The organism is Micromonospora sp. NBRC 110009 (genome assembly GCF_030518795.1).
Classification (GTDB): Bacteria; Actinomycetota; Actinomycetes; order Mycobacteriales; family Micromonosporaceae; genus Micromonospora.
In genome coordinates, this window is record NZ_CP130427.1 from 2,338,982 (window position 1) to 2,363,850 (window position 24,869).

At 70.4% G+C, this 24,869-nt stretch carries 23 protein-coding genes and 2 tRNA genes; 9 read left to right on the forward strand and 16 right to left on the reverse strand.

From position 1 onward, the window contains the following. Window positions 1-4: 4 nt before the first annotated feature. The 10 genes from Q2K19_RS11175 to gyrB form a co-directional block, all read right to left on the reverse strand. Window positions 5-1,201: an epoxide hydrolase family protein gene (locus Q2K19_RS11175; RefSeq protein WP_302772415.1), complete on the reverse strand. Its 1,197-nt coding sequence runs from the start codon at window positions 1,199-1,201 to the stop codon at window positions 5-7. A gap of 225 nt (window positions 1,202-1,426) precedes the next feature. Continuing rightward, a complete protein-coding gene (locus tag Q2K19_RS11180; protein ID WP_302770234.1) occupies window positions 1,427-1,975 on the reverse strand; it encodes a DUF1062 domain-containing protein in 549 nt (182 codons plus the stop codon). A gap of 512 nt (window positions 1,976-2,487) precedes the next feature. Then, window positions 2,488-3,051, reverse strand: coding sequence for a dihydrofolate reductase family protein (locus Q2K19_RS11185; RefSeq protein WP_302770236.1), 564 nt, complete (start codon window positions 3,049-3,051; stop codon window positions 2,488-2,490). Between the two features lie 211 nt (window positions 3,052-3,262). Continuing rightward, complete coding sequence (locus Q2K19_RS11190) at window positions 3,263-3,922, reverse strand: hypothetical protein (RefSeq protein WP_302770238.1); 660 nt, start codon at window positions 3,920-3,922, stop codon at window positions 3,263-3,265. A gap of 368 nt (window positions 3,923-4,290) precedes the next feature. Then, window positions 4,291-4,366, reverse strand: a tRNA-Ala gene (locus Q2K19_RS11195). Between the two features lie 31 nt (window positions 4,367-4,397). After that, window positions 4,398-4,526, reverse strand: coding sequence for a DLW-39 family protein (locus Q2K19_RS11200; RefSeq protein WP_231928447.1), 129 nt, complete (start codon window positions 4,524-4,526; stop codon window positions 4,398-4,400). A 44-nt stretch (window positions 4,527-4,570) separates the two neighbouring features. Next, window positions 4,571-4,644 (reverse strand) — tRNA-Ile (locus Q2K19_RS11205). Window positions 4,645-4,793: 149 nt separating this feature from the next. Next, window positions 4,794-5,702 (reverse strand): DUF3566 domain-containing protein, encoded by a 909-nt coding sequence (locus tag Q2K19_RS11210; RefSeq protein ID WP_302770241.1) that lies wholly within the window; start codon window positions 5,700-5,702, stop codon window positions 4,794-4,796. Between the two features lie 3 nt (window positions 5,703-5,705). Then, window positions 5,706-8,231: a DNA gyrase subunit A gene (gene gyrA, locus Q2K19_RS11215; protein ID WP_302770243.1), complete on the reverse strand. Its 2,526-nt coding sequence runs from the start codon at window positions 8,229-8,231 to the stop codon at window positions 5,706-5,708. 130 nt (window positions 8,232-8,361) lie between these two features. Next, entirely contained in the window at window positions 8,362-10,308 is a 1,947-nt protein-coding gene (gene gyrB, locus Q2K19_RS11220) for a DNA topoisomerase (ATP-hydrolyzing) subunit B (protein WP_302770244.1), read from the reverse strand. Between the two features lie 638 nt (window positions 10,309-10,946). On the opposite strand from gyrB, the gene Q2K19_RS11225 reads away from it, so the two are divergent. Further along, window positions 10,947-11,501 (forward strand): hypothetical protein, encoded by a 555-nt coding sequence (locus Q2K19_RS11225; protein ID WP_302770246.1) that lies wholly within the window; start codon window positions 10,947-10,949, stop codon window positions 11,499-11,501. Here the strand turns inward: Q2K19_RS11225 and Q2K19_RS11230 are convergent. Beyond that, window positions 11,486-11,980 carry a MarR family winged helix-turn-helix transcriptional regulator gene (locus Q2K19_RS11230; protein ID WP_302770248.1) on the reverse strand — a complete coding sequence of 165 codons (495 nt, stop codon included), beginning with the start codon at window positions 11,978-11,980 and terminating at the stop codon, window positions 11,486-11,488. The two genes, Q2K19_RS11225 and Q2K19_RS11230, sit on opposite strands and share 16 nt — an antisense overlap. Window positions 11,981-12,054: 74 nt before the next feature. Between Q2K19_RS11230 and Q2K19_RS11235 the strand changes: the two genes are divergently transcribed. Further along, window positions 12,055-12,306: a hypothetical protein gene (locus tag Q2K19_RS11235; RefSeq protein WP_368046132.1), complete on the forward strand. Its 252-nt coding sequence runs from the start codon at window positions 12,055-12,057 to the stop codon at window positions 12,304-12,306. A 3-nt stretch (window positions 12,307-12,309) separates the two neighbouring features. Here the strand turns inward: Q2K19_RS11235 and Q2K19_RS11240 are convergent, their stop codons facing one another. The 5 genes from Q2K19_RS11240 to dnaA form a co-directional block, all read right to left on the reverse strand. Beyond that, window positions 12,310-12,819, reverse strand: a complete 510-nt coding sequence (locus Q2K19_RS11240) for a DciA family protein (protein WP_302772418.1) — start codon at window positions 12,817-12,819, stop codon at window positions 12,310-12,312. Window positions 12,820-12,970: 151 nt separating this feature from the next. Continuing rightward, the gene (gene recF / locus Q2K19_RS11245) at window positions 12,971-14,104 is read right to left on the reverse strand and encodes a DNA replication/repair protein RecF (RefSeq protein ID WP_302770249.1); all 1,134 of its coding nucleotides are present in this window, start codon (window positions 14,102-14,104) and stop codon (window positions 12,971-12,973) included. A 16-nt stretch (window positions 14,105-14,120) separates the two neighbouring features. Then, on the reverse strand, window positions 14,121-14,993 hold the full coding sequence (gene gnd, locus Q2K19_RS11250) for a phosphogluconate dehydrogenase (NAD(+)-dependent, decarboxylating) (RefSeq protein ID WP_302770250.1): 873 nt from the start codon (window positions 14,991-14,993) through the stop codon (window positions 14,121-14,123). Between the two features lie 40 nt (window positions 14,994-15,033). Next, a complete protein-coding gene (dnaN, locus tag Q2K19_RS11255) occupies window positions 15,034-16,167 on the reverse strand; it encodes a DNA polymerase III subunit beta (RefSeq protein ID WP_302770251.1) in 1,134 nt (377 codons plus the stop codon). Between the two features lie 770 nt (window positions 16,168-16,937). Continuing rightward, a complete protein-coding gene (gene dnaA, locus Q2K19_RS11260) occupies window positions 16,938-18,764 on the reverse strand; it encodes a chromosomal replication initiator protein DnaA (protein WP_302770252.1) in 1,827 nt (608 codons plus the stop codon). 575 nt (window positions 18,765-19,339) lie between these two features. On the opposite strand from dnaA, the gene rpmH reads away from it, so the two are divergent. From rpmH to Q2K19_RS11295, 7 genes are all read left to right on the forward strand, one after another. Continuing rightward, window positions 19,340-19,477: a 50S ribosomal protein L34 gene (gene rpmH, locus Q2K19_RS11265; protein ID WP_067300964.1), complete on the forward strand. Its 138-nt coding sequence runs from the start codon at window positions 19,340-19,342 to the stop codon at window positions 19,475-19,477. Window positions 19,478-19,511: 34 nt separating this feature from the next. After that, window positions 19,512-19,925, forward strand: a complete 414-nt coding sequence (gene rnpA, locus Q2K19_RS11270) for a ribonuclease P protein component (protein WP_302770254.1) — start codon at window positions 19,512-19,514, stop codon at window positions 19,923-19,925. Between the two features lie 41 nt (window positions 19,926-19,966). Beyond that, a complete protein-coding gene (gene yidD, locus Q2K19_RS11275; protein ID WP_302772421.1) occupies window positions 19,967-20,206 on the forward strand; it encodes a membrane protein insertion efficiency factor YidD in 240 nt (79 codons plus the stop codon). Next, window positions 20,207-21,187: a membrane protein insertase YidC gene (gene yidC / locus Q2K19_RS11280; RefSeq protein ID WP_302770255.1), complete on the forward strand. Its 981-nt coding sequence runs from the start codon at window positions 20,207-20,209 to the stop codon at window positions 21,185-21,187. A gap of 213 nt (window positions 21,188-21,400) precedes the next feature. Further along, window positions 21,401-21,985, forward strand: a complete 585-nt coding sequence (locus Q2K19_RS11285) for a Jag family protein (protein ID WP_302770256.1) — start codon at window positions 21,401-21,403, stop codon at window positions 21,983-21,985. Window positions 21,986-22,469: 484 nt separating this feature from the next. Further along, the gene (rsmG, locus tag Q2K19_RS11290) at window positions 22,470-23,255 is read left to right on the forward strand and encodes a 16S rRNA (guanine(527)-N(7))-methyltransferase RsmG (RefSeq protein ID WP_446839813.1); all 786 of its coding nucleotides are present in this window, start codon (window positions 22,470-22,472) and stop codon (window positions 23,253-23,255) included. A 247-nt stretch (window positions 23,256-23,502) separates the two neighbouring features. Continuing rightward, the gene (locus Q2K19_RS11295; RefSeq protein ID WP_302770257.1) at window positions 23,503-24,846 is read left to right on the forward strand and encodes a ParA family protein; all 1,344 of its coding nucleotides are present in this window, start codon (window positions 23,503-23,505) and stop codon (window positions 24,844-24,846) included. The last annotated feature ends 23 nt before the right edge of the window (window positions 24,847-24,869 follow it).

A 24,869-nucleotide genomic window follows, 5' to 3' on the forward strand; every position in this document is an offset into this window, starting at 1 on the left:
GGGCTCAGGATTTCTGCAGCGGCCGGAACGCGGCCCGCATCTCGGTCGCGAACACGTCGGGCTCCTCCCAGGCGGCGAAGTGGCCACCCTTGTCGACCTCGTTGAAGTACGCGAGGTCGGGGTAGACCGTCTCGACCCAGCTGCGCGGGGCAGCCCAGAGCTCGCCGGGGAACGTCGTGAAGCCGACCGGAACCGAGACCGGCGGAGGAGCCTGGCCGGCCGCACTGGCTGCGGCCATGGCCCGTCCAAATTCCCAGTACCACCGGGCGGCCGAGGCGCCAATGCCCGTCAGCCAGTACAGCGTGATGTTGTCGACGATGGTGTCCCGGGTGAGATTGCCCACGGGCTCGCCGTCGACGAACGCGCGGGAGATCTTGTAGTAGCTGTCGGTGTCGTGGTCGAGCATCCAGGCCGCGAGCCCGACGGGTGAATCCAGCAGGGAGTAGCCGATCGTCTGCGGACGGGTGGACTGCTCCAGGAAGTAGGCGGAGCCTTCTTTCGCGAACGTGTTGAGCGCGTCGTGCGCCGCGCGTTCCTGCTCGGACTTCGCCGGGAGTTTGTCCTTGATACCGGTCGCCCCGGCGAGAAAGTTGAAGTGGATGCCGAGCAGTCCCTTAGGTGCTTGGCGGCCCATCGCGTCCGTGACGGCGGCACCCACGTCGCCCCCTTGGGCGACGTAGCGCGGGTAGTCGAGGCGGTCCATCAGCTTCGCCCACGCGCGTGCGATGCGGCCGGCATCCCAGCCGAGCTCGGTCGGCTCGCCAGAGAAGCCGTAGCCAGGCAGGGACGGCAGCACCAGGTGGAAGGCGTCCTCGGCGCGTCCGCCGTGCGCGGTCGGGTCGGTGAGCGGGCCGATGACCCCGAGCAGCTCGACGACCGAGCCTGGCCAGCCGTGCGTGATGATCAGCGGCAGGGCGTTCTCGTGCGGCGACCGCACATGGATGAAGTGGATCTCGACGCCGTCGATGTAGGTCGTGTACTGCGGCAGGGCGTTCAGCTTCGCCTCGAACGCGCGCCAGTCATGGTCGGTCGTCCAGTAGCGGACCAACTCCTGGACCGTCGCCAACTGCACGCCCTGGGACCGGTCGGTGACCAGCTCTCGGGTGGGCCAGCGCGTGGCCGCGATCCGGCGACGCAGCTCGGCGATCGCTTCTTCCGGCGTGTCGAGCCGGAAGGGACGGATTTCGTTGGCGTTGGACATGTTCTCCACCTGCCGCGTCGGGTCGACCGGCACCGGGGCGCCGGCGGGGCTGACACGCGCCAAGTCTCGCACCGGCCCGGCGACCGGCGGACCGAAACGTGATTTCGCGCCTGGATCCGGCCTCGACCGGCCCACCCGCCAGCCGCGTCCCCAACCTCTCTGGGCAGAACACCTCGGGCCTGTCCGGCGGATCACGCCGGACAGGCCCGTGTTCCCGAGGAGGGCTCAGCGCTTGAGCGTGAAGGTGAAGTCGGCGGAGAGCTTGCCGCTCAGCCGGACTGCCGAAACGAGTTTCCCCTCCGTGATCAGTCGCTCGACCTCGGCCCGCGAAAGACCGCAACCTTCAGCGATCAGTCGCACCGGCCGGACAGGGATCCGCGCCGCAAAGCGGACCGAGACGTCGATCGTTTCGCGGTCCAGGTGATCCGATCCGCCGGTGTCGAGGCGCCAGGCGTTGTCCCAGTCGAGGGCGATGCGATTACGGTGCTGCACGACCGGATCCTGGAGCAGCTCAGCTGTCAGGCCAAGGTCGTTGTCATGCAGCCGGTCCAGCAGCTCAGGTCGTACGGAGCGCACATTCACCCGCTCCAGGACCGTGAGCTTTGCAGTTTCCTCGCAGGCGGTACAGAGCGCGAGGAGCCAGGCGTCGATGAGCTTGTGGTTGGCGTTGACGCGAAATTTACCGCTTGCTCGGAAGCGTTCGGACGCGCACGCGTGGCAACGGCGGCGAACGAGCGGCAGGCAGGTGGGCACGACCACCCAGTTTTTGAGCACAGAAGTACACCGGTTTCAGTGAGAAGTCCGCAGCAAAAAGGAGCGCGGCGCGCACATGCGCGACGCGCGACAAATCAGCGCTCGGGAGGTCTCACAGGGTGTACAACGGGACGTCCTTGACTAGACGACTTTGTTCGGCAGCACGGTAATGGCGCACAGCGGCGCCGCTCCACTGGTTTTCGAGCGGCTCACCGCCAGGTTCCACGGCTCCTTCCGCAACCACCCACGGACCGTGACCCGCCGGCGGCGGCCCGGCCATCCTGGAGCCGAAGCGCCCCCGGCGGAGGCGCCCTAACCGCAACCCCGCGACCGTCGCCAGCTCGCCCGCTTTGCGGGCCGCCTTCATCTGATAGAGCGCAATTCGGCAACTGCTATGGGTGAGGCGCACGGCAAGGCGCGTCTTGTGCCATACACGGTCTGTGATCCGGGACGGGTATCACGATTGCCTCGAAACACAGCGCCACGAAATCCTTGGGCGGCCCGAAGCCCGGGCCGATCCGAGGTTGGGGTACTCAGCGCCTGGTCTCGTACCTGGTCAGGACCACGCCGCCAGGGAACGTCCGGGTCTCCACCAGGGTCAGGTTCACCCAGTTGTCCAGGGCCGCAAAGAACGGCGTGCCGCCACCTACCAGGACCGGATGGGTGACGATCGCGTACTCGTCGATCAGCCCGTCCCGCATGGCCACTGCGGCGAGTGTGGCGCCGCCGATATCCATGGGGCCGCCGTCCTCGGCCTTGAGCCGGGTGATCTCGGTGACCGCGTCGCCGGTGACCAGGCGGGTGTTCCAGTCGACCGTGCTGGTCGTCGAGGAGAACACCACCTTCGGCATGTCCCGCCAGCGGCGGGCGTACTCGATCTCCGCCGGTGTGGCACCCGGCTGCTGGTCGGCGGTCGGCCAGTGGGAGCTCATCGTCTCCCACAGTTTGCGCCCGTACAGCGCCGTGCCTGTCGCCCCCACCCGGTCGGACCACCACTGGAACAGCTCGTCGCTCGGCACACCCCAGCCGAGGTCGTCGCCGGGCGCGGCGATGTAGCCGTCCAGGCTCAAGTTCATGCCGAAGGTCAGTTTTCGCATGGTGTCAGCCTCCCGTGAGTCGGTACTCGGTGTACAGACCAGCACGGCGCGGAAGAATCATCGGTCAGGCCACACCGAGGGCCGGTTCACCACCACGCCAAGACCCCGTAGCGCCAGGACGGCGATACGATCTCCGCACTTATCTCTAGACCATGGCCGCTCACCAAACAGGACCGCAGTCGCGGCAAGTTCGAGGGGCTGGAGCAGCGTCTTACGCCGCGGTTGGGTAGCCGTACTCCTCTGCCCTTTCGCGCAGGTCGGCCAGTTCAACTTCGGGGTTAAGCGCGCGGACGACCGCGTTGGTCAGTGGACTGAACGCAATGACATGTTCTACCGCAGCTGGATGCAGTTCGATTTCGTAGACATCCTTGGCGTGCTCGATGTACTCCGCGACGATGTCGTCGCTAAGGATGTCGAGCAGCCACGAGCCGTCCGGGTCAACCTCATCGTCGTCAGCAGGTGAGAAGTCGATGTCGTCGCCAGCGTGCCACCGCTTGTCGTGGGTGCGCCTCCACAGGACGAAGGTGGCATCAAGAGTGCCGTCCTGCCGGCAGAACGCAGGCTCGTGCACCTGCGTCTGGAACTCCTCAGGCAGTCCATCGAGGAGGCCCGGCCACAGCCGCCCGTCTGTGTACGTGAACATCGACGACTCGTGGTAGACACCCCGGATGAATACGCCGTCGGCGGTGAAGACGATGTCGTACTCCTCGCCGCTGCCGTTGCGCATCGACGCCGCTTCGTCCTCGCCCCATTCGCGGTCGTAGGCGTAATAGTCGCCCCCGACGATAGCGTCGAGCATCGCTAGGGCCTTGCAGCGCTCGCGCAACACGTCGATGGAGGGCAGCCGCGCAGCGATGTCGTAGACGGTCACGCCGGCAGCCTACGGGCCGACGATGAACCGAGGCGGCAAGCCGCTACGCCAAGCATTGGTGGGACTAGACACTATGGGTAAGGCTGCGTGCCTACCTCAGTACGCCCAAGTGCGGCTCGGCCGGCACGGTCGGCCTGGACCCGATGGTCGCTTCCGCGCTGCGCCGTCATGTGCAGGAGTACCCACCGACTGAGGTCGAAATGATCGACGTAACCTCGGGCAATCCGGTGCGCCGGCGGATCCCGCTGCTGTTCACCACCACTCACAAGAACCCGTTCACCGACCGGCCACCAGGACCACCGGTAACGTGGTCCCGATATGGTCCGGGCGATCTTGCGAGGTGTTCGGCCGCAGGTCAGAGGCGGTATTGGTGGAGCCCAGGGGACTTGAACCCCTAACCCCTGCCTTGCAAAGGCAGTGCTCTGCCAGTTGAGCTAGGGCCCCGAGGGCGGGCTGGGTCGCCCGGTGCTGACGGTCAGCGGAGGTCCGGCGCGGTGGTCGCCTCGTGCCACAGGGCGCGCTCGTCGTTCGAGGCCTTCACCTTCTTGGCCACGACGGCGGCCACGCCGACGACGCCAGCGAGGATCAGGAGCTTCTTGAACATGGGCGGACCCCTCGCGCTCGACTACACCGTCGGACGATGTGCGGTGGGGCTAGCTGGAATCGAACCAGCGACCTCAGAGTTATCAGCTCTGCGCTCTAACCGACTGAGCTATAGCCCCGCGTAGCGACGAGCAAGGTTAACCCATCGCCGCCGCCGGTCCCAAATCGGGGGGTCGGTGGCGGCGTCACCCGCGCCAAGAACGAACCTACCGAAAGACGCGATGCCGGGGCGACCGCTTTACGCGGCGCCCCGGCGTCGTCGGTCGGCTCAGTCCCGCTCGGCCAGGGTCAGCTCGACCCCGCCGACCAGATCGGCGCAGACGTTGTAGACGAAGGCGCCGAGGGTGGCGAGGGCGGTGAAGAGCACGACGTTGACCAGGCCGATCAGCGCGGAGCTGAGGATCACGCCCTTGGCGGTGATCCGGAAGCCACCGCCCTGGCTGCCGCTGGCGCTGACCAGGTCGGTCAGGCTGTCGTTGACGCTCTTGAACACGCCCATCGCGTCGAGGGCCAGGTAGAGCACCGAGGTAGCGACGACCACCACGATGAAGAGCACCACCGAGACCGCGAACGCGAACTTCATCACGGACCACGGATCGATCCGCTTGAGGTTCAGCCGGGCCCGGCGCGGTCCGCGCGACGCGGCGGAGCTGACGGAGGTACGCGCGGCGCGTACCGCCTCACCGACGCGCGCGGCCCCGACGGCGGCCGCACCACTGATCCCCGGCGGCAGGCCGCCACCGTTGGCGGGGCGGCCGGTGGTGCCGGGCCGGGCGCCGTCCGGCGTCGGCCTGCCGAGGCCGGCACCGATGCGCGGCTGGGTGCCGGTGGTGCCGGTGGACGGCCTGGCCGTGGCCGTCGGCTTGATCGGCTGGGTCGCCGTGGGGGCCGGCTTGGTCGCGGTGGCCGCGGCGGCGGCCGGGCCGTCGGTGGGGGCCGGCGCGTCGGACTTGGCCTGCTCGGCCTGCTCGGTCGCCCCCGAATCCTCGGCGGGCTTGTCGGGTGGTGGCGTCATGCCGGGGGCCCGGGTGAACTTCGGGGCAGGCGCATCGGCGGGGACCGTGGCCCGGCCCACGGCCGCGCGGCCGGTCGCTGGCGTACCGCCCTGCGCGGCCTCCTCGTCGACCGGGTTGGCCGAGGTCCCCGTGTTCCCCGACTTCGCCTGTGTCTCCGTCATCAACTAGTCCTGTTCGTCAGGCTCGTCGGCATTGCGAGCAATCGCCACGATAGTCACGCCGTCCGGGAGGTCCATCAGCTTGACCCCCATTGTGTTCCGGTCACGCGTACGTCGTACAGGCTTCACCGGAGTCCGGATGACGCCGCCGTTGCTGGTGATAGCGAACAACTCGTCGTCCGGGCTGATCACCACCGCACCGACCAGACCACCGCGTCGCTCGGTGATCTTCGCAGTCAGCACGCCCTTACCTCCCCGGCCCTGGACCGGGTATTCCTCGATCGGGGTGCGTTTCGCGTAGCCCCCGTTCGTCGCGACCAGCACGTCCATGTCCATACCCTCACGGACGACCTCCATGGCCAGCAGGACGTCGTCCTCGCTGAACCGCATGCCGATGACGCCGGAGGTGGCCCGGCCCATCGGGCGCAGGGTCTCGTCGGTGGCGTTGAAGCGGATCGCCTGGGCGTTCTTGGAGACCAGCAGCAGGTCGTCGTCCGACCCCACCAGGGCAGCACCGACCAGCTCGTCCTCATCGCGCAGGTTGATCGCGATGACTCCGCCGGAACGATTGGAGTCGAACTCCTCGAGCCGCGTCTTCTTCACCAGGCCGTTCTTCGTGGCCAGTACCAGGTAGGGCGCCACCTGGTAGTTCGGAATTTCGATGATCTGGGCGATCTGCTCGTCCGCTTGGAAGGCGAGCAGGTTGGCCACGTGCTGGCCCTTGGCCACCCTACTGGCTTCGGGAAGCTCGTAGGCCTTGGCCCGGTAGACCCTGCCCTTGTTCGTGAAGAACAGGATCCAGTCGTGGGTGGAGCATACGAAGAAGTGGCTGACGATGTCGTCCTGCCGCAGCGTCGCCCCGCTGACGCCCTTGCCGCCGCGCCGCTGCGAGCGGTATAGGTCGACCTTGGTGCGCTTGGCGTACCCGGTGCGGGTGATGGTGACGACGACGTCCTCGCGGGCGATGAGGTCCTCCATGGAGACCTCGCCCTCGAACGGGATGATCTTCGTCCGCCGCTCGTCGCCCCACTTGGCGACAATCTCGCCGAGCTCCTCGGCGACGATCTTCCGCTGCCGCTCCGGCTTGGCGAGGATGTCCTTGAGGTCGGCGATCTCCAGCTCGAGCTTGGCCAGGTCGTCGAGGATGCGCTGCCGCTCCAGGGCGGCGAGCCGGCGCAGCTGCATGTCCAGGATCGCGGTCGCCTGGACCTCGTCGATCTCCAGCAGCCGGATCAGGCCCTGGCGGGCGTCCTCCACCGTGGGCGAGCGACGGATCAGGGCGATGACCTCGTCGAGCGCGTCGAGCGCCTTCGCCAGACCGCGCAGGATGTGCGCCCGCTCCTCCGCCTTGCGCAGCCGGAACGCGGTCCGCCGGCGGATGACCTCGATCTGGTGCTCGACGTAGTAGCGGATGAACTGGGCCAGGTTGAGGGTGCGCGGCACGCCGTCGACCAGCGCCAGCATGTTGGCGCCGAAGGTCTCCTGGAGCTGGGTGTGCTTGTAGAGGTTGTTGAGCACCACCTTGGCGACCGCGTCGCGCTTGAGCACCAGCACGATCCGCATGCCGGTACGCCCGGAGGACTCGTCGCGGATGTCGGCGATGCCGCCGAGCTTGCCCTCCTTGATCAGCTCGGCGATCCGCTCCGCGAGGTTGTCAGGGTTGACCTGGTAGGGCAGCTCGCTGACCACCAGCGCCGGGCGGCCCCGCTTGTCCTCCTCGACCTCGACCACGGCGCGCATCCGGATCGAGCCGCGCCCGGTCCGGTACGCGTCCTGGATGCCGGCCTGGCCGACGATCAGGCCGTGGGTCGGGAAGTCGGGACCCTTGACGATCTCCAGCAGCGCCTCGAGGGTGGTCGCCTCGTCGGCCTCCGGGTGCTCCAGGCACCACTGCACGGCCGCGCCGATCTCGCGCAGGTTGTGCGGCGGGATCTTGGTGGCCATGCCGACCGCGATGCCCTCGGAGCCGTTGATCAGCAGGTTGGGGATGCGGGACGGCAGGATGGTGGGTTCCTTGGCCCGGCCGTCGTAGTTGTCCTGCAGGTCGACGGTGTCCTCGTCGATGTCCCGCAACATCTCCATGGCCAGCGGGTCGAGCTTGCACTCGGTGTACCGCATGGCCGCGGCCGGGTCGTTGCCCGGGGAGCCGAAGTTGCCGTTGCCGTCGACCAGCGGGTAGCGCAGCGACCAGGGCTGCGCCATCCGGACCAGCGCGTCGTAGATGGCCGAGTCGCCGTGCGGGTGGAACTGACCCATCACGTCACCGACGACCCGGGAGCACTTCACGTAGCCGCGGTCCGGCCGGTAGCCGGAGTCGAACATGGCGTAGAGGATCTTGCGGTGGACCGGCTTGAGCCCGTCCCGGACGTCCGGCAGGGCCCGCCCGACGATGACGCTCATGGCGTAGTCGAGGTACGAGCGCTGCATCTCGACCTCGAGGCCGACCGGCTCGATCCGGTCGTGCGCGACGACCGCGGCCAGTGTCTCCGGGGTCTCCGGCTCGTTCGGCGTGGACTCGGGAGTATCGGTCACTGTTAACCCTTATCAGACTCAGAGTCGTTTTCGTGCTGTGGATAACGGCTGTGGAAACCGGCCGGACTGTGGATAACTCTGTGGACTGCCGGGCCGGCCGGTGGATCTCCCGCCGGCCCGGCGCCGTCCGTCAGATGTCGAGGAACCGCACGTCCTTGGCGTTGCGCTGGATGAACGAGCGGCGTGCCTCCACGTCCTCACCCATGAGCACGCTGAACAGCTCGTCGGCGGTTGCGGCGTCGTCGAGGGTCACCTGGCGCAGCGTACGGGTGGCCGGGTTCATCGTGGTCTCCCACAGCTCGGGGTAGTTCATCTCGCCGAGACCCTTGAACCGCTGGATGTCGTCCGGCCTGGCGTTGGGCTTCTTCTGCTGGCGCAGCGCGATCAGCCCGTCCCGCTCCCGGTCCGAGTACGCGTACTGGGCGTCGTCGCCCTTCTTGTTCCACTTGATCTTGTAGAGCGGCGGGGCGGCCAGGTAGACGTGGCCCAGCTCGACCAGCGGCCGCATGAAGCGGAACAGCAGCGTGAGCAGCAGCGTCTGGATGTGCTGGCCGTCCACGTCGGCGTCGGCCATCAGCACGATCTTGTGGTAGCGCAGCTTCTCGATGTCGAAATCGTCGTGGATGCCGGTGCCCAGCGCGGTGATCAGCGCCTGGACCTCGTTGTTCTTGAGCACCCGGTCGATCCGGGCCTTCTCCACGTTCAGGATCTTGCCGCGGATCGGCAGGATCGCCTGGGTACGCGGGTCGCGCCCCTGCTTGGCCGAGCCGCCGGCGGAGTCACCCTCGACGATGAACACCTCGGACTCGCGCGGGTCAGTGGACTGGCAGTCGGCCAGCTTGCCCGGCATCGAGCCCGACTCCAGCAGCGACTTGCGCCGGGCCAGCTTGCGCGCCTGCTGGGCGGCGATCCGGGCCCGTGCCGCCTGCGACGCCTTCTGGATGATGGTCTTCGCCTCTGCCGGGTTCCGGTCGAACCAATCGACCAGCCGGTCGTTGCAGACCCGCTGCACGAAGCTCTTCACCGGGGTGTTGCCGAGCTTCGTCTTGGTCTGGCCCTCGAACTGCGGGTTGGTCAGCTTGACCGAGATGATCGCGGCCAGGCCCTCGCGGATGTCCTCGCCGGAGAGCTTCTCGTCGCTCTTGAGCAGCTTCCGGTCGGTGCCGTAGCGGTTGACCACGCTGGTCAGCGCGGCCCGGAAGCCCTCCTCGTGGGTGCCGCCCTCGTGCGTGTTGATGTTGTTGGCGAAGGTGTAGACCGACTCGCCGTACGACTCGTTCCACTGCATGGCGATCTCGACCGACATGCCCTCCTCCTCGGCGCCGAACTCGACCACCGTCTTGTGGATCGGGTTCTTCGAGGCGTTGAGGTGCCGGACGAAGTCGGCGATGCCACCCTCGTAGTGGAAGGTCACCTCGCGCGGCTTGCCCTCCTCGGTCTCGGCGACCCGCTCGTCGAGCAGGTGGATGGTGAGGCCGCGGGTGAGGAAGGCCATCTCCTGGAGGCGCCGGTAGATGGTCTGGAAGTCGAAGTCGACGGTCTCGAAGACGTCGGGGTCGGGCCAGAAGGAGACCGCCGAGCCGGTCCGGTCGGTCGGCTCACCCTTCTCCAGCGGGGTCGGCTTGGAGTGGTGGTATTCCTGCCGCCAGACGAAGCCGTCCTTGTGGATCTCCACGGCCATCTTGGTGGAGAGGGCGTTCACCACCGAGACGCCGACGCCGTGCAGGCCGCCGGAGACGGCGTACGCCTTGCCGTCGAACTTGCCGCCCGCGTGCAGCACGGTCAGGGCGACCTCGACACCCGGCTTCTTGAGCTTGGGGTGGAGGTCGACCGGGAAGCCACGCCCGTTGTCGGTGACCCGCACGCCGCCGTCGGTCAGCAGCACCACGTCGATGGTGTCGCAGTATCCGGCGAGCGCCTCGTCCACCGCGTTGTCGACGACCTCCCACACGAGGTGGTGCAGACCGCGTTCACCGGTGGACCCGATGTACATACCGGGCCGCTTCCGGACCGCCTCCAACCCCTCGAGGACGGTGATCGACTCGGCGCCGTACTTCTTGTTGTCCTCCGCTGCCACCCTCGGCCACTTTCTCGCGCCGGCCGCGCCAGGGCGCGGGGCGCGGGTTCGGCGGACAGGACGCGACGTCGGGCGCACGCGGACCGGTCCCCGGTTGTCCAGGTCACGGATCGCCACGCCGGTCGCCGCGGTTGCCCGCGGATCGCGATCGGCTCGACCCGACCCGGGACAATGATCAAGGGCCCTGGGGCCCCTGTCCGTCGCTCCGTGTCGGGTCTTTCGTCTCGCCCTCAATCTTACTCTGCGCAGCCGACCAAACCGCCACTCGGCACCCCTGCGCAACGGCCTGAGAACTCCGTAGCGGGCCGAACCGCGCTGTCCGCTACTCCCCCTACACGCGACCGACGGCTTCCGGTCGCGGCACGGCGTCAGACCGGCCTTCATTCGGTCCCGGAGCGCCGCCTAGCGGCGCGGAGGTCGAATTATGGCCGCCAGCCGAGCTGAAGCCGTCGTAGCCCTGATCGAGGGCGCGGCCGGCCACCGGATCGGTACCGGCACGTAACCGACCGGGGGTCGCAATGGGACGGGCCGTGCCGTACCTTTGCGGCGCCGCCGCTGCGGTCTTGATCTTTGGCGGGCCGAACCGGGACGATCGACCCGATCGGTCCGACAACGTGCTTGGTGAGAGGTGACGCCAGATGGGGCTGGACAACGTCGCGGTGCACTGGCCGCGGACCGGCCGCTTCTACGATCCGGTCGCGCCGGCCGAGTTCGTCGACTTCGGCGAGATCGTGGACATGCCACGCATCTCCGCTCCCACCGCGGCGCTCGCCGAGCTGATCGCCAAGACCGGCACGGTTCGCGCGACCGCGTACACCGAACTCGTCGATCTTATCCTCGGCCTGGAAAATGTGCTCTACGCCACGGAGAACGCCGCCGAGGACGAGGACCCGGTGATCGACCCGGACGGGTGCTCCTGGATCGCCGACGGGGTGGAGAAGTTCATCGCCCGGCACCGGCCGATCGATGAGGCGGTGACCTTCGAGTCGGTCAGCGAGGTGCTGCGGTCCCTGCTCGGCGACGGGCGCCTGGCCGAGCAGCAGCTGCGCTGGCTGGACAGCCGGCTGGACCGGCTGCGCGACGAGAACGGCGACCCGCCGCAGTGGAACTTCACCTGCGCCGAGCTGAGCGTGCTGGCCGCCTTCTACCGGCGCTGCGCCGACCGCGGCTTCGCCGTCTACGCCGACGCCTGACCCGGCTCCCCGGCGGCGCCGGGCGCGGCCGTCGCGGCACGACTGGCCGCCGCGATCACCTCGGTCAGCACCCCGTGCAGGTGCCGCAGGTCCGCCAGGGGCAGGCCGAGCCGCGCCACGATCGCGGGCGGAATCTGCTCGGCCTGCGCCCGGAGGGCCTGGCCGCTGGGCGTGAGCGAGACGGCGAGGCTGCGCTCGTCCGACGCGTCCCGCTCGCGCCGCACGTAGCCGGCGGCTTCGAGCCGCTTGAGTAGCGGCGACAGCGTGCCGGGGTCGAGCTGGAGCAGCCGGCTCAGCTCCCGCACGGACAGCGGCGCGGACTGCCAGAGCGCCAGCATGACCAGGTATTGCGGATGGGTCAGGCCCATCGGCTCCAGCAGCGGTCGGTAGACCGCGACGACGCCGCGTGCGGCGACCGAGAGCGCGAAGCAGACCTGCTGCTCCAGCGCCAGGGGATCGCCCTCCAGCTGCTCGGCCACGCTCACCCTCCTCGTCGTCGTTGCGATCCTAGCAACGATTGGTGTACCAATAGTTGGCGCACAAATTGCGTCCGATGGGCGAGGGAGAGGCCAAGCGGATGAGCGGCGACGAACAGGTGGGCGACGCCTCCGGCAAGGGCGGCCGCCTCATGGGGTGGGTGTTCCGCAACCTTGCCGGCCCGTCCGACGTGTCGGGCGCGGTGCAGGGCGGCTCACGGCAGGCCCGCGACGCCTGGAAGGAAGACCTCGAACGGCGCAAGCAGTGGAGCCGCGAGCAGCGGGAGCGCAAGCGCGCCGAGCGGGAGGCCCGGCGCGGCGATCGGTGACCGTCAGCCGTAGGTGTCGCGCGGTCCGCGGCCGCGGACCCGGCGCGGGCCGCGCGACCAGGACGGCGCTGCCGGGCCGTGGATGTGCAGCTTGCGGACCACGTTGTGGCCCACCTCGCGGGCGATCTGCTGGAGCAGCGAAGCGGCGAGCAGCCGCAGCTGTGTGGCCCACGCCGTCGAGCGGGCCTCCACCGTCAGCTCGCCGTTCTCCAGCTTGACCGGGCGGCTGTGCTGGGCCACCTCCGGACCGACCACCCGTTCCCAGGCACCGAAGACCGTCGCCTCCGCCGCCGGCTGCTGCCATCCCCGCGCCTTGACCAGCTTGTCCAGCACCGCGCCGAGCGGCTGCGGGTCGCGCGGATCCGGCCCGGGACCGGAGTAGCCGCGCAGCCGGCGCTCGCCGTCGCCGCGGACCGCGCTGCGCCGTCGGGAGGTTCCCGCCGCCTGCCGCCGCGCCTTCGCCGCGTCCAGCACCGCCCGGGCCAGATCCGGCCCGGACGCCCCGGCCGGCAGCTCCCCGCCGGCCGCGTCCGCGCCGCCCTCCGCTTCGGCCGGTCCGTCACCGCCCGCGCCGGCCCGCCGACCGGGGCCGTCCGCAGCGCCCGGCCCCTCAGGGGTACGCCCACCGCGTCCCGGCCCCAGCCGGGCAGGCGGGAGTTCGACCTCATCCGACACGGCGCACCGTCCCCTCGCCCACCGCGTACCGGGCGCCCCGCAGGGCCGCCGGCACGTCGTCGTCCACCGCACAGGTCACCAGGAGCTGGCTGGCCCCGCCGACCAGCTCGGCCAGCCGCTCCCGGCGGCCGGCGTCCAGCTCGGCGAAGACGTCGTCGAGCACCAGCACCGGCTCGATCCCGTCGGCGCGCAGCAGGTCGTACCCGGCCAGCCGCAGCGCGAGGGCGTACGACCAGGACTCGCCGTGGCTCGCGTACCCCTTCGCAGGGAGCGGGCCGAGGGTGAGGGCGAGGTCGTCGCGGTGCGGCCCGACCAGGGTGGTGCCGCGGTCGATCTCCGCCGACCGTTGCTCGGCCAGCGCGGCGGTCAGCGCCTCGGCCAGCACCGCCCGGTCGGTCGTCGGGTCGGCCAGCTCCACCGACGGCCGGTACGCGATCCCCGCCGCGCCCCGGCCGGCCGCCACCGCGTCGTACGCCTTGGCCACATGCGGGGCGAGCGCGGCGACCAGCTCCAGTCGACCGGCGAGCAACTCGGCGCCGTGCTGCGCCAGATGGGTGTCCCAGACGGCCAGGGTGGACAGGTCCCCGCCCCGCGAGCCGCCCGTCTTGCGGGCCAGGTACGCCGTCCGCAGCAGGGCGTTGCGCTGCTTGACCACCCGCTCGTAGTCGGCGCGCACGCCCGCGTACCGGGGCTGGCGGGTGACCAGCAGGTCGTCGAGGTAGCGGCGGCGCTCGGCCGGGTCCCCGCGGACGAGTTCCAGGTCCTCCGGGGCGAAGAGCACCAGCCGCAGCGCGCCCAGCACGTCCCGGGCGCGGCGGGCCGGGGAACGGCCCAGCCTCGCCCGGTTGGCCTTGCCGGGGACGATCTCCAACTCGACCAGCAGTTCCCGGCCCTCGTGCACCACCGCGCAGCGGATCACCGCCGCGGCGGCGCCCATCCGGACCAGCGGGGCGTCCGTGGCGACCCGGTGCGAATCCAGGGTCGCCACGTAGCCCAACGCCTCGACCAGATTGGTCTTGCCGACGCCGTTGGCGCCGATCAGCACGTTCGGGCCCGGCTCCAGGTCGACGCCGACCCGCTCGTACGAGCGGAAGTCGACCAGTTCGAGCCGGCGGACGTACACAGGCTGTGGATACCGGTCAGTGCTTGCGGACGGCGTGCCCGCCGAACTGCTGGCGCAGCGCGGCGACGGCCTTCATCGCCGGCGAGTCGTCCTGCCGGGACGCGAACCGGGCGAAGAGGGAGGCGGTGATGACGTTCAGCGGCACGGCCAGCCGGACCGCCTCGTCGACGGTCCACCGGCCCTCGCCGGTGTCCTCGGTGTAGCCGCTCAGCTCGGCCAGCTCCGGGTCCTCGTCCAGCGCCCGGTCGAGCAGGTCGAGCAGCCAGGACCGGACCACGGTGCCCTCGCGCCAGGACTTGAAGACGCCCGGCACGTTGGTCACCAGCTCGGACTTGGCCAGCAGCTCGTAGCCCTCCGCGTAGGCGTGCATCAGGCCGTACTCGATGCCGTTGTGCACCATCTTGGCGTAGTGGCCGGCGCCGACCGGGCCGGCGTGCACGAAGCCGAACTCGCCGGCCGGCTTGAGCGCCTCGAAGATCGGCATCAGCCGCTCGACGTGCTCCTGGGCGCCGCCGACCATCAGGGCGTACCCGTTCTGCTTGCCCCAGACGCCGCCGGAGACGCCGACGTCGATGTAGCCGATGCCCTGCTCGTTCAGGCGCTCGGCGCGCGGGGCGTCGTCGCTGAACCGCGAGTTTCCGCCGTCGATGATGATGTCGCCCTCGCCGAGGACGCCGGCGAGCTCGTCGATGGTGGCGTCGGTTACGCCGGCCGGCACCATCACCCAGACCGCGCGGGGCGACTCCAGCTTCTCGGCCAGCTCCGCGAGGCTCGCGACGTCGCTCAGCTGCACGTTGCGGTCGTAGCCGACCACCTCGTGCCCGGCGGCGCGCAACCGCTCCCGCATGTTGCCGCCCATCCGGCCGAGTCCTACCAGGCCGAGCTGCATCTGCTGCTACCTCCGTACGTCTGGGTCTTGCTGGCGGCGATCAGCGGGACACGCGGATCGGCATGATGAGGTACCGGTACCCCGGGATGACCTCGCCATCCTCGCCGGCGGGGGAAATCACCGCGGGCTTGAAGGCGTCGACGAACGAGAGCAGGGCGTGCTGGGCACCCAGGTTGGTCAGGCCGTCGATCAGGTACTGCGGGTTGAAGCCGATGGTCAGCGGGTCGCCGCTGAAGGTGGCCTCCATGGCCTCGCTGGCCCGGGCCTCCTCGGTGCCGCCGGCCTCGACGACCAGGCCGTCGGAGCTGAAGCTGAGCAGCACCGGGGTGGTCCGCTCGGCGACCAGGGCGACCCGCTTGACCACCTCGATCAGGGTGCTGACCGGCACCCGGGCCTCGGCGTTGTGGGTGGCCGGGAAGAGCGAACGGACCGGCGGGTAGTTGGCCCCGTCGAGCAGCCGGCTGGTGGTCCGGCGGGTGCCCCCGGAGAAACCGATCATGCCCTCGCCGGCGCCGCCCTGGGAGAGCGCCATGGTCACCTGGCCGCCCAGCGGGCCGAGGGCCTTGGCGGTGTCGTGCAGCGTCCGGGCGGGCACCAGCGCGTTGAGGCTGATCCCGGGGTCGTCCGGGTTCCACTCCATCTCGCGCAGGGCGAGGCGGTAGCGGTCGGTGGCGAGCATCGCCAGGCTGCTGCCGGAGAGCTCGATGCGGACGCCGGTCATCATCGGCAGCGTCTCGTCCCGGCCGGCCGCGACGGCCACCTGGGCCACGGCGGCGGCGAAGGCGGCGGCGTCGACCGTGCCGGCGCTCTCCGGCATCTCCGGCAGGGACGGGTAGTCCTCGACCGGCATGGTCGGCAGGGTGAAGCGGGCGCTGCCGCAGACCAGCTCCAGGTGCGCGCCGACGGCGGCGATGTCGACCGGCTTGGCCGGGAGCGCCTTGGTGATCTCCGCGAGCAGGCGTCCGGAGACGAGGGCGGCGCCGTCGGCGTCACCCTGCACCTCGACGGTGACCTGGCTGGAGACCTCGTAGTCGAAGCCGGAGACCTGGAGGTTGCCGTCGGTGACCCGGAGCATCACCCCGGCCAGCACCGGAACGGAAGGTCGGTTGGGCAGGCTCTTGGCGGTCCAGGCGACCGCCTCGGCGAGCGCGTCGCGCTCCACTCGGAACTTCATCAATGCCTCCGCGTCGACGTCAGCGACAACTCTCTCATGCCGACCGCTGTCACTCGTCCCGCCCGACCGTGCGGGTACCCATCGCACCTTAGGGCGCGTGGGCATCGGCTGTGCGCCCGACCCCGTGGATCCAGGTGCCCGGGGGACTGCCGGCGGCAGAGCTCCGGCCCGATCCACAGGAAGTCCAACGGTGATGATTGGTTTTTGTTGTTTAGAAGAGATAACTCATCGTCTTCATCGGCCCTGTGCAAACTGTGGAGAACCCTCGTCCGCCCAGGTCAGACAGGTTATCCACCGGTGGTTTGGCTGTGGAGAACCAGGGGTAAAAGTCGTGTCCCGGTCCACAGCCCCGCCCTGCCCGCAGGTTGTCCACGGTTGTCCACCGGTTGTCCACCGCTAATCCACCGGGTTTCTCCCCAGCGTTGTGGACGGGGCGGACGGCGTCGATCGACGTCATCCCCAGAACCTTCAACAGCCTGCCCACAGGACGACCGTCGTCCGTGGACAACGCGACCGTCGTCCCCAGGCGTCCACAGCATCTTCCCCAGGAGTTGTCCACAGTCTGTGGGTGCCCGGCTCCGGACGGAGCGTGGTTTTCCACCGTCTGTGGAACAGGGGATGTGGACAACCGGGTCGGGCTGTGGACGAACACGACGCCGATGGTGGGCTCTCGACCGGGTCGAGGGTCAAGTCGTGAGCGTCCACCGGCACGAAAAAGCCCGGCCGGTGGTTCCGGCCGGGCGTCGCCGCGTCCCGCTGCGGCGGACGACTCAGGTGGTCTGCTTGATCCGGTTGGTCAGCTCGGCGATCTGGTTGTAGAGCGAACGCCGCTCGGCCATCTGCTGGCGGATCTTCCGGTCGGCGTGCATCACCGTGGTGTGGTCCCGACCGCCGAAGGCCTGGCCGATCCGGGGCAGCGACAGGTCGGTCAGCTCCCGGCACAGGTACATGGCCACCTGGCGGGCGTTGACCAGCACCCGGGACCGGGAGTGGCCGCGCAGGTCCTCCAGGCTCACCCCGAAGTAGTCCGCGGTGGAGACCATGATCTGGTCGGCGGTGATCTCCGGGCCGGCGCCGTCGGGGATGAAGTCCCGCAGCACCTCCTCGGCGAGGGACAGCTCCACCGACGAGCGGGTCAGGCTGGCGAACGCGGTGACCCGGATCAGCGCGCCCTCCAGTTCCCGGATCGAGTTCGACACCCGGGAGGCGATGAACTCCAGCACGTCGGGCGGGGCGAAGAGCCGCTCCTGGGCCGCCTTCTTCTGCAGGATCGCGATCCGGGTCTCCAGGTCCGGCGGCTGGATGTCGGCGAGCAGGCCCCACTCGAACCGGGTCCGCAGCCGGTCCTCCAGCGTCGCCAGCTGCTTCGGTGACCGGTCGGAGGTGATCACGATCTGCTTGTTGGCGTTGTGCAGCGTGTTGAAGGTGTGGAAGAACTCCTCCTGGGTCCGCTCCCGGTTCTCCAGGAACTGGATGTCGTCGATCAGGAGGATGTCCACGTCCCGGTAGCGGCGCTGGAACGCGCTGGTCTTGTCGTCCCGCAGCGAGTTGATGAAGTCGTTGGTGAACTCCTCGGTCGAGACGTACCGGACCGAGCGGGCGTTGCCCAGCGTCGTGGCGTAGTGCCCGATGGCATGCAGCAGGTGGGTCTTGCCCAACCCCGAGCTGCCGTAGATGAAGAGCGGGTTGTACGCCTTCGCCGGCGACTCGGCCACCGCCACGCTCGCGGCGTGCGCGAACCGGTTGGAGGAGCCGATGACGAACGTCTCGAACATGTACTTGGGGTTGAGCCGGTTGCCACCGGTCTCCGCCCCGCCGGGCAGCCGCCGGTCGGGTGCCCCGCCGGGACGGTGATCCGTGCCACCACGCCCGGGCCCCGAGTCCGTCGCGCCGTTGGCGGGCAGGCCGCGCAGTGGCGGCGCGTCCGCCGGGCCGGGAGCCTCGCGGTAGCGGGGCTCGTAGCCGCGGCCGTCCGGGGACGGGCCGTCGACCCGTGGGCGCTCGTCGAAGCCCCGGTGCTCGGGGGCGGGGGCGCGCAGTGGCTCGGCGAAGGTGGCGCCGAACAAGGTGTCCTGCCCGTCCCGGCTGGCCGGGATGAGCGGCGGCCGGCCGCCGTCGGGCGTGCGCTGCCGCGGGGCGGGGTCCTCGATCGGCGGCTCCAGGCGCTGCTCGGCGTAGCCGGGGACGTCGGCCCGGGCCGGGAAGCCGAGTTCGGGGAAGCCGGGCGCCGCCACCGGCGGGCCGGGCTGGTCGAGGCCGCTGAGCAGGTCCTGGGGGGCGTCGAGCTCAGCCGGCTCGGGGCTGCTGCGGTAGACGGTGCCGGCGGGGCGGCCCTCCTCGGCGACCCGCACGGTGACGGCCACCTGGATCGGCCGGCCGAGTCGCCGGCTCAGCGCCTCGGTGATGGCCGGGCGGAGGCGGGACTCGATCACGTCCCGGGTGAAGGCGTCCGGTACGGAGAGCAGGGCGGTGTCCTCGACGATCGCCCGCAGGCGGGTCAACCGGAGGTACGCCCGCTGCTGCGCGGAGATGATCTCGTCGGCGAGCTCCTCCGTCGTCGCCGTCCACACCGCGGCAAGGTCGGTCGCTCCGGTCACCGTCGTGCCACCCCCCTCGCCTACTCACGCCCGCCCGGACGGCTGACCGGTCGTCATCCACAAGTTATCCACAGCCTGTGTGTACCGACCGATTGTGGCCGCCCACCGGACGCGGGTCGGACCTGCCCCCTGTGACTCCCGGAGGCGTTGAAGCGGGTTCACCGTGCCGAACGATTCACAACCTTGTCCGGTCTTGCCTGTCAGCGACAACCCAGACCCCCGACGCTGACCGCAATCGGGCACGCTAACAGCGCGGACCCCGCGCCATCAACCGTGGAGGCCGTGGCACCCTTGTCAACATCAGTGAAAACCGCCCCTTCGGTCGCGCTCTGGCGCCGACGACGGGCCGGGGTGTGATGTTTGACGGTCATTGCCCCGCTGCGTAGGCTGGAGCGGCTGCTCTCTCGCCCTCTGCTAGGGTGATGGGTGCTTGCTGTCCGCGGTCGCTTCCCCGCATGGCCGAGGACCCGCGACGTCGGGCAGCACCGATCGGCGGCCACCACCGAGGTGGCCTGGACCACCACACGACCCCGGGGGATCCCCCGTCCGGGGCGTACGACAACGGAGAGCCTGACGTGAGCAAGCGCACCTACCAGCCGAACAACCGCCGGCGCGCGAAGACCCACGGCTTCCGGCTGCGCATGCGCACCCGTGCCGGCCGCGCCATCCTTTCGACCCGTCGCGCCAAGGGCCGCACCCGCCTGTCGGCCTGAGGCCGACCGGTCCGGTCCGGGGACGTGGGCAGTCGTGCTGACCGCCGCGCAGCGACTGCGGCGCAGTAGCGACTTCGCCGCAGCGGTCCGGGGTGGCCGACGCGTCGGTCGTGGCGCCGTCGTGGTTCACCTGACCCTCCCCCAGCAGACCGGACCCACCGCGACAACCTCGCCGGAGCCGGCGCGGAGCCGCGGTGCGGAGACCTCCGCACCCAGCCGCGCCGGCTTCGTCGTGTCCAAGGCCGTCGGCAACGCGGTGGTCCGGAACAAGGTCCGCCGCCGGCTCCGCCACCTGGTCCGCGAGCGGCTGGCCGACCTGCCCGCTGGCAGCACCCTGGTGGTACGCGCCCTCCCGCCGGCCGCCGAGGCGTCGTACGCCCGGCTCGGGGCCGACCTGGACGCCGCCCTCGCCGCCGCGCGCTCCCCCCGGGGTCGGCGGTCCCGGTGACCGAACACACTGCCGCGCCGCGGCCCACCACCGGCGCCCGCATGCTGCTGGTGCCCATCATCGCGTACCGTCGGTGGATAAGTCCGGCACTGCCGGCCCGCTGCCGGTTCTACCCGTCGTGCAGTGCCTATGCCGTCGAGGCGGTGTCCCGGCACGGTGCGCTGCGGGGAGCCTGGCTGACGGTCCGGCGGCTGTCGCGCTGCCACCCTTTCCACCCTGGTGGACACGACCCGGTGCCGGAGCCGGGCGACCGCCGCCGTGTCGACGTGACTGGAGCCTGAGTGTTTAGTCTCGACTGGATCTACTACGCGATCTCGTGGATCCTGCTGACCTGGCACTCGGCCTGGGACGCCATCGGGGTTCCGGTCGAGGCCGTGATCGGTACGAACTGGTCCTGGATCCTCGCCATCATCTTCCTGGTGGTGACGGTCCGGGTGATCCTCTTCCCGGTTTTCGTCAAGCAGATCAAGTCGCAGCGGGCCATGCAGGCGCTCCAGCCCAAGGTCAAGGAGCTCCAGGAGAAGCACAAGGGTGACCGGGAGACGCTCCAGAAGGAGATGATGGAGCTCTACCGGAAGGAAAAGGCCAACCCGCTGATGGGCTGCCTTCCGATGTTCCTCCAGATCCCCGTCTTCCTCGGCCTGTTCCACACGCTGAAGCGGCTCAACCCGGACAACCAGGGCAAGACCCTGTACGGCTGGACGGTCGAGCAGTTCAACAGCGCCTCGAACGCCAAGCTCTTCACCGCTCCGATCTCCGGCCGGTTCGGCTCCACCGCCGACGAGCTGGCCCGGCTGGGCGCGCACAGCGGCACGGTGAAGGTGGTCGCCGGCGTCCTGGTGCTCATCATGATCGCCACCACCTACCTGACCAGCCGCCAGATGATCCTGAAGACCGGCTGGGCCGAGGACCCGCAGCAGCGCATGGTCCAGCGGCTGATGCTCTACGGCATCCCGGTGTCGCTGCTGGTCTCCGGCTCGATCTTCCCGATCGGTGTGATCATCTACTGGGTCACCAACAACCTGTTCACCCTCGGCCAGCAGCAGTGGGTGCTTCGGAAGTTCCCGCCGCTGGTGCCGCCGAAGGGTGCCGCCGGCACGAAGACCACCGCCCAGCCGGCCAAGAGCGGCGGCCTGCTCGGCCGCAAGACCGCCCAGCCGGCGGCCAAGGCGCCGGCGGCCGCCCCGAAGGTCGCCGCCCCGAAGCCCGGCGCCAAGCCGGTCAACCCGAAGAAGGGCCGCCCCGCCAAGCGGCAGGGCTGAGCCACCGGGCCGCCGCCGGGTCCCGGTGGCGGCCCGTCCGGCCCCCGAGCTGCCACCGTACGGTCGGCGCCGGGCCGGAACCCGCCGCGCGGAGCGCGGTCACGGGCGAAACTGGCCCGTACAGACGTGCCCGAGGGCACCGGCGAACCTCCCGCCGGCCTCGGGAGACCAGCGGACCCGACGGTCCGGCCGAGCGAGTACGGAGATGAGACCGTGACCGACACCAGCATCCCCAGCGCCGACCCGTCCGTGGACGAGGAAACCCTGCCGGCCGCCACTGACGAGGTCGAGGAGATCCCGGCCGAGGAGGCCCGGGAGAAGAAGGCCCCGGCCGACAGCGACCTGTTCCGGCAGAGCGAGATCGCGGCCGACTACGTCGAGGGCCTGCTCGACATCCTCGACTACGACGGCGACATCGACGAGCTGGTCTCCGGCGGCCGCCCGGTCGTCGAGGTGGTCGGCGACCGCCTGCAGAACCTCATCGGCCAGCGTGGTGCCACCCTGGAGGCGCTCCAGGAGCTGGCCCGGCTGGCGGTGTTCCGGCAGACCGGCTCGCCGAGCCGCCTGCTGCTCGACGTCGGCGGCTACCGGGCCGCCCGGCGCAAGGAGCTCGCCGCCGTCGCCCGCAACGCGGTGGAGAAGGTCAAGGAGTACGGCGAGCCGGTGCGTCTGGAGCCGATGTCCGCCTTCGAGCGCAAGTGCGTGCACGACGTGGTCAACGCGATGACCGGCGTGGAGAGCGAGTCCGAGGGCGTCGAGCCGAACCGCCGGATCGTCGTCCGGCCGGTGGCGGACTGACCGGGTGACTGCCGACGAGACGACGGCGGGTGCCGTGACCGGCCCGGGTGGTACGCCGCCCGGGCCGTCGGCTGTGCACCCGGACCCGAACGTCGACCCGGTCTTCTCCGACGGCGATCCCGGCTCCCCGGCCGAGCCGGCGTTCACTGGTACGCCCTCCGTCCCGGCCGACCCGTCGTTCTCCGACGATTCGGGCGACGCGTCATCCTCCGGCGTCCCGGGCGAGCCGTCGACGGCCGGCGCGCCGCCGCGGCCCTCCGCCCCGACCGAGGCGGCGACCCACGCGGAGCCGTCCGCCGACGTGACCCCGGCCTTCTCCGCTGACCGAGCCTCCGGGTCCGGCCGGCCGTCGGTCCCGGTGGAGGAGCCGGCCGCGCCGGTCGGTGCCGTCGACCCCGTGTTCGCCGAGCCGACCACCGCCGCTGACCCCGCCGACGCGGACGCCCCGGTGGCCCCGTCCTTCGTGGACGGTGCTCCCCGGTCCATCGAGCCGGCCGACGAGGATGGGCCGTCCGGCGAGCAGCCCTCCCCGGCCGACGTGACGCTGCCGCCCGAACTGGCCGAGGCCGCCCGTACCCTCTTCGGCGATCGGCTCGACCTGGCCGCCGCGTACGCCGAACTGCTGGCGACGGACGGTGTGGTGCGCGGCCTGATCGGCCCCCGCGAGACGCCGCGGCTCTGGGAGCGGCACCTGCTGAACTGCGCGGCGATGGCCGAGCGGATCCCGGAGGGGGCCAGCGTCATCGACGTCGGCTCGGGGGCCGGACTGCCCGGCCTGGTGCTGGCGATCGCCCGGCCCGACCTCACCGTGACCCTCGTCGAGCCGCTCGCTCGGCGGACCGCCTTCCTCGTCGAGGCGGTGGAGCAGCTCGGACTGACCCGGACGGTCCGGGTCTTCCGCGGGCGGGCGGAGGAGGCGGCCGCCGGCACCCGCGACACCCCAGCCCTCAGCGCCGACATCGTGACCGCCCGCGCCGTCGCCGCGCTGGACCGGCTCGCGGCCTGGTGCCTGCCGCTGGTGGTGCGCGGCGGGCGACTCGTGGCGCTCAAGGGCGCGTCGGCAGCCGAGGAGATCGCGGAGCACGGCGCGGCGGTGGCCCGGCTCGGTGGAGGTGAGCCGGAGGTGCACCGGTGCGGGGTGGGCGTGATCGATCCGCCTGCGACGGTGATCGAGGTGGTCCGGGAGCGGGTGGTCGGTCCGGTCCGGAAGAAGGGCCCGAAGCGCTCGCGCGGCGGTCGCCGCCGTGGTGGCCGCGACCGGGATCGCTGACGCCGGAACGGCTTCGGCGCCGGGATCCGATCGTCGGACCGGGGCGCGGTTCCACCGATCTATGAGAACCCGACATGGACCGGCTACGCCCGTCCGCCGTAGGCTGACCGCGCGTCGATAGTGTGGAACGGCGGTGCCGGGCGGCACCCGAACCCGACCGTTCCCACCGGGCCCAGACGCCGCGCCGAGAGCGCGGGGCCCATTGACGGGGTGCGGACCGACCATCCGGAGCGGGCAGGGATGACAGGTGCATGACGACGGCAGGTATGACGATCGACGGGTGAGCGGGCCGGGCGGACGACCCTCTGCCGACGACCCGGTTTCACGTGAAACCGACTACCCGGGCTGGAGCGACTCCAGCTCGTCCGCGCGGCCGCCGGAGGGCGATCCGGGCGTCCGCCGGGACGTGCCGGGCCGACCGACCTCCGCGGTGCCGGCGAACGTCCCGCTGGCGCGCGAGCCGCACGACCCGACCGGCGGGCCGGCGCACGCGGCGAGCGCGCGCCCGGCCCCGGTCCGGGGCAACGCGGCCGTGCCCGGTCGTTACGAGGTGCAGCCCCCGGTTTCCGACGTGCCGCAGCAGGCGACTCCCCAGGCGGCCCCGGACGTGGTCGCCGGCGTGGTGGTTCCCTCCGACACGCCACCGGCCGCTCGCTACGCTGCCGAATCCGCCGCGAGCACGTACGTTTCACGTGAAACCCCGACGCGCGAAGAGGATGACCCACCGTTGGCTATGGAGGCTATGCGCGCCGTGCAGATCCTGAATCCCAGTGGTGAGGTGACCATGCCTCGCCCGGACCGGACCCGGGTGATGTGCGTCGCCAACCAGAAGGGCGGCGTGGGCAAGACCACGACCACCGTGAACCTGGCGGTGGCGCTCGCCCTGCACGGCAACCGCGTCCTCGTGGTCGACCTCGACCCGCAGGGCAACGCCTCCACGGGGCTCAACGTCCCGCACCACACCGGCGTCCCGGACGTGTACGACTGCCTGATCGACAGCGTGCCGCTGGAGGACGTGGCGCAGACGGTCGAGGGCATCCCGAACCTGTGGTGCGTACCGGCCACCATCGACCTGGCCGGCGCCGAGATCGAGCTGGTGTCCGTGGTCGCCCGGGAGTCCCGGCTGGCCCGCGCCATCGCCGCCTACCCGGGGCACTTCGACTACATCTTCATCGACTGCCCGCCCTCGCTCGGCCTGCTGACCGTCAACGCACTGGTCGCCGCGCAGGAGGTGCTGATCCCCATCCAGTGCGAGTACTACGCGCTGGAGGGCCTCAACCAGCTGATCAACAACATCAACCTGGTCCGCCAGCACCTCAACCCGAAGCTTGAGGTCTCCACCATCCTGCTCACCATGTACGACCGGCGTACTCGGCTGGCCGATGCCGTGGAGCAGGACGTCCGGAACCACTTCGGCGACAAGGTGCTCCAGGCCGTCATCCCCCGGAACGTTCGGGTCTCCGAGGCGCCGAGCTACGGCCAGTCGGTGATGACCTACGATCCCGGTTCGCGGGGGGCGACGAGCTACTTCGAGGCCGCCCAGGAGATCGCCGAGCGAGGGGCCAAGGAGCCGGTGAGCCGGAATGCGTAGTGCGAAGAAGTCGCTGGGAGGCG

Excerpts from the sequence above, each read along its gene's own strand:
- Q2K19_RS11175 (WP_302772415.1), bottom strand. The coding sequence starts at position 1,201 with ATGTCCAACGCCAACGAAATCCGTCCCTTCCGGCTCGACACGCCGGAA.
- Q2K19_RS11185 (WP_302770236.1), bottom strand. The coding sequence starts at position 3,051 with ATGCGAAAACTGACCTTCGGCATGAACTTGAGCCTGGACGGCTACATC.
- Q2K19_RS11200 (WP_231928447.1), bottom strand. The coding sequence starts at position 4,526 with ATGTTCAAGAAGCTCCTGATCCTCGCTGGCGTCGTCGGCGTGGCCGCC.
- Q2K19_RS11210 (WP_302770241.1), bottom strand. The coding sequence starts at position 5,702 with ATGACGGAGACACAGGCGAAGTCGGGGAACACGGGGACCTCGGCCAAC.
- Q2K19_RS11225 (WP_302770246.1), top strand. The coding sequence starts at position 10,947 with ATGGGGCTGGACAACGTCGCGGTGCACTGGCCGCGGACCGGCCGCTTC.
- Q2K19_RS11235 (WP_368046132.1), top strand. The coding sequence starts at position 12,055 with ATGGGCGAGGGAGAGGCCAAGCGGATGAGCGGCGACGAACAGGTGGGC.
- gnd (WP_302770250.1), bottom strand. The coding sequence starts at position 14,993 with ATGCAGCTCGGCCTGGTAGGACTCGGCCGGATGGGCGGCAACATGCGG.
- dnaN (WP_302770251.1), bottom strand. The coding sequence starts at position 16,167 with ATGAAGTTCCGAGTGGAGCGCGACGCGCTCGCCGAGGCGGTCGCCTGG.
- yidD (WP_302772421.1), top strand. The coding sequence starts at position 19,967 with ATGCTGCTGGTGCCCATCATCGCGTACCGTCGGTGGATAAGTCCGGCA.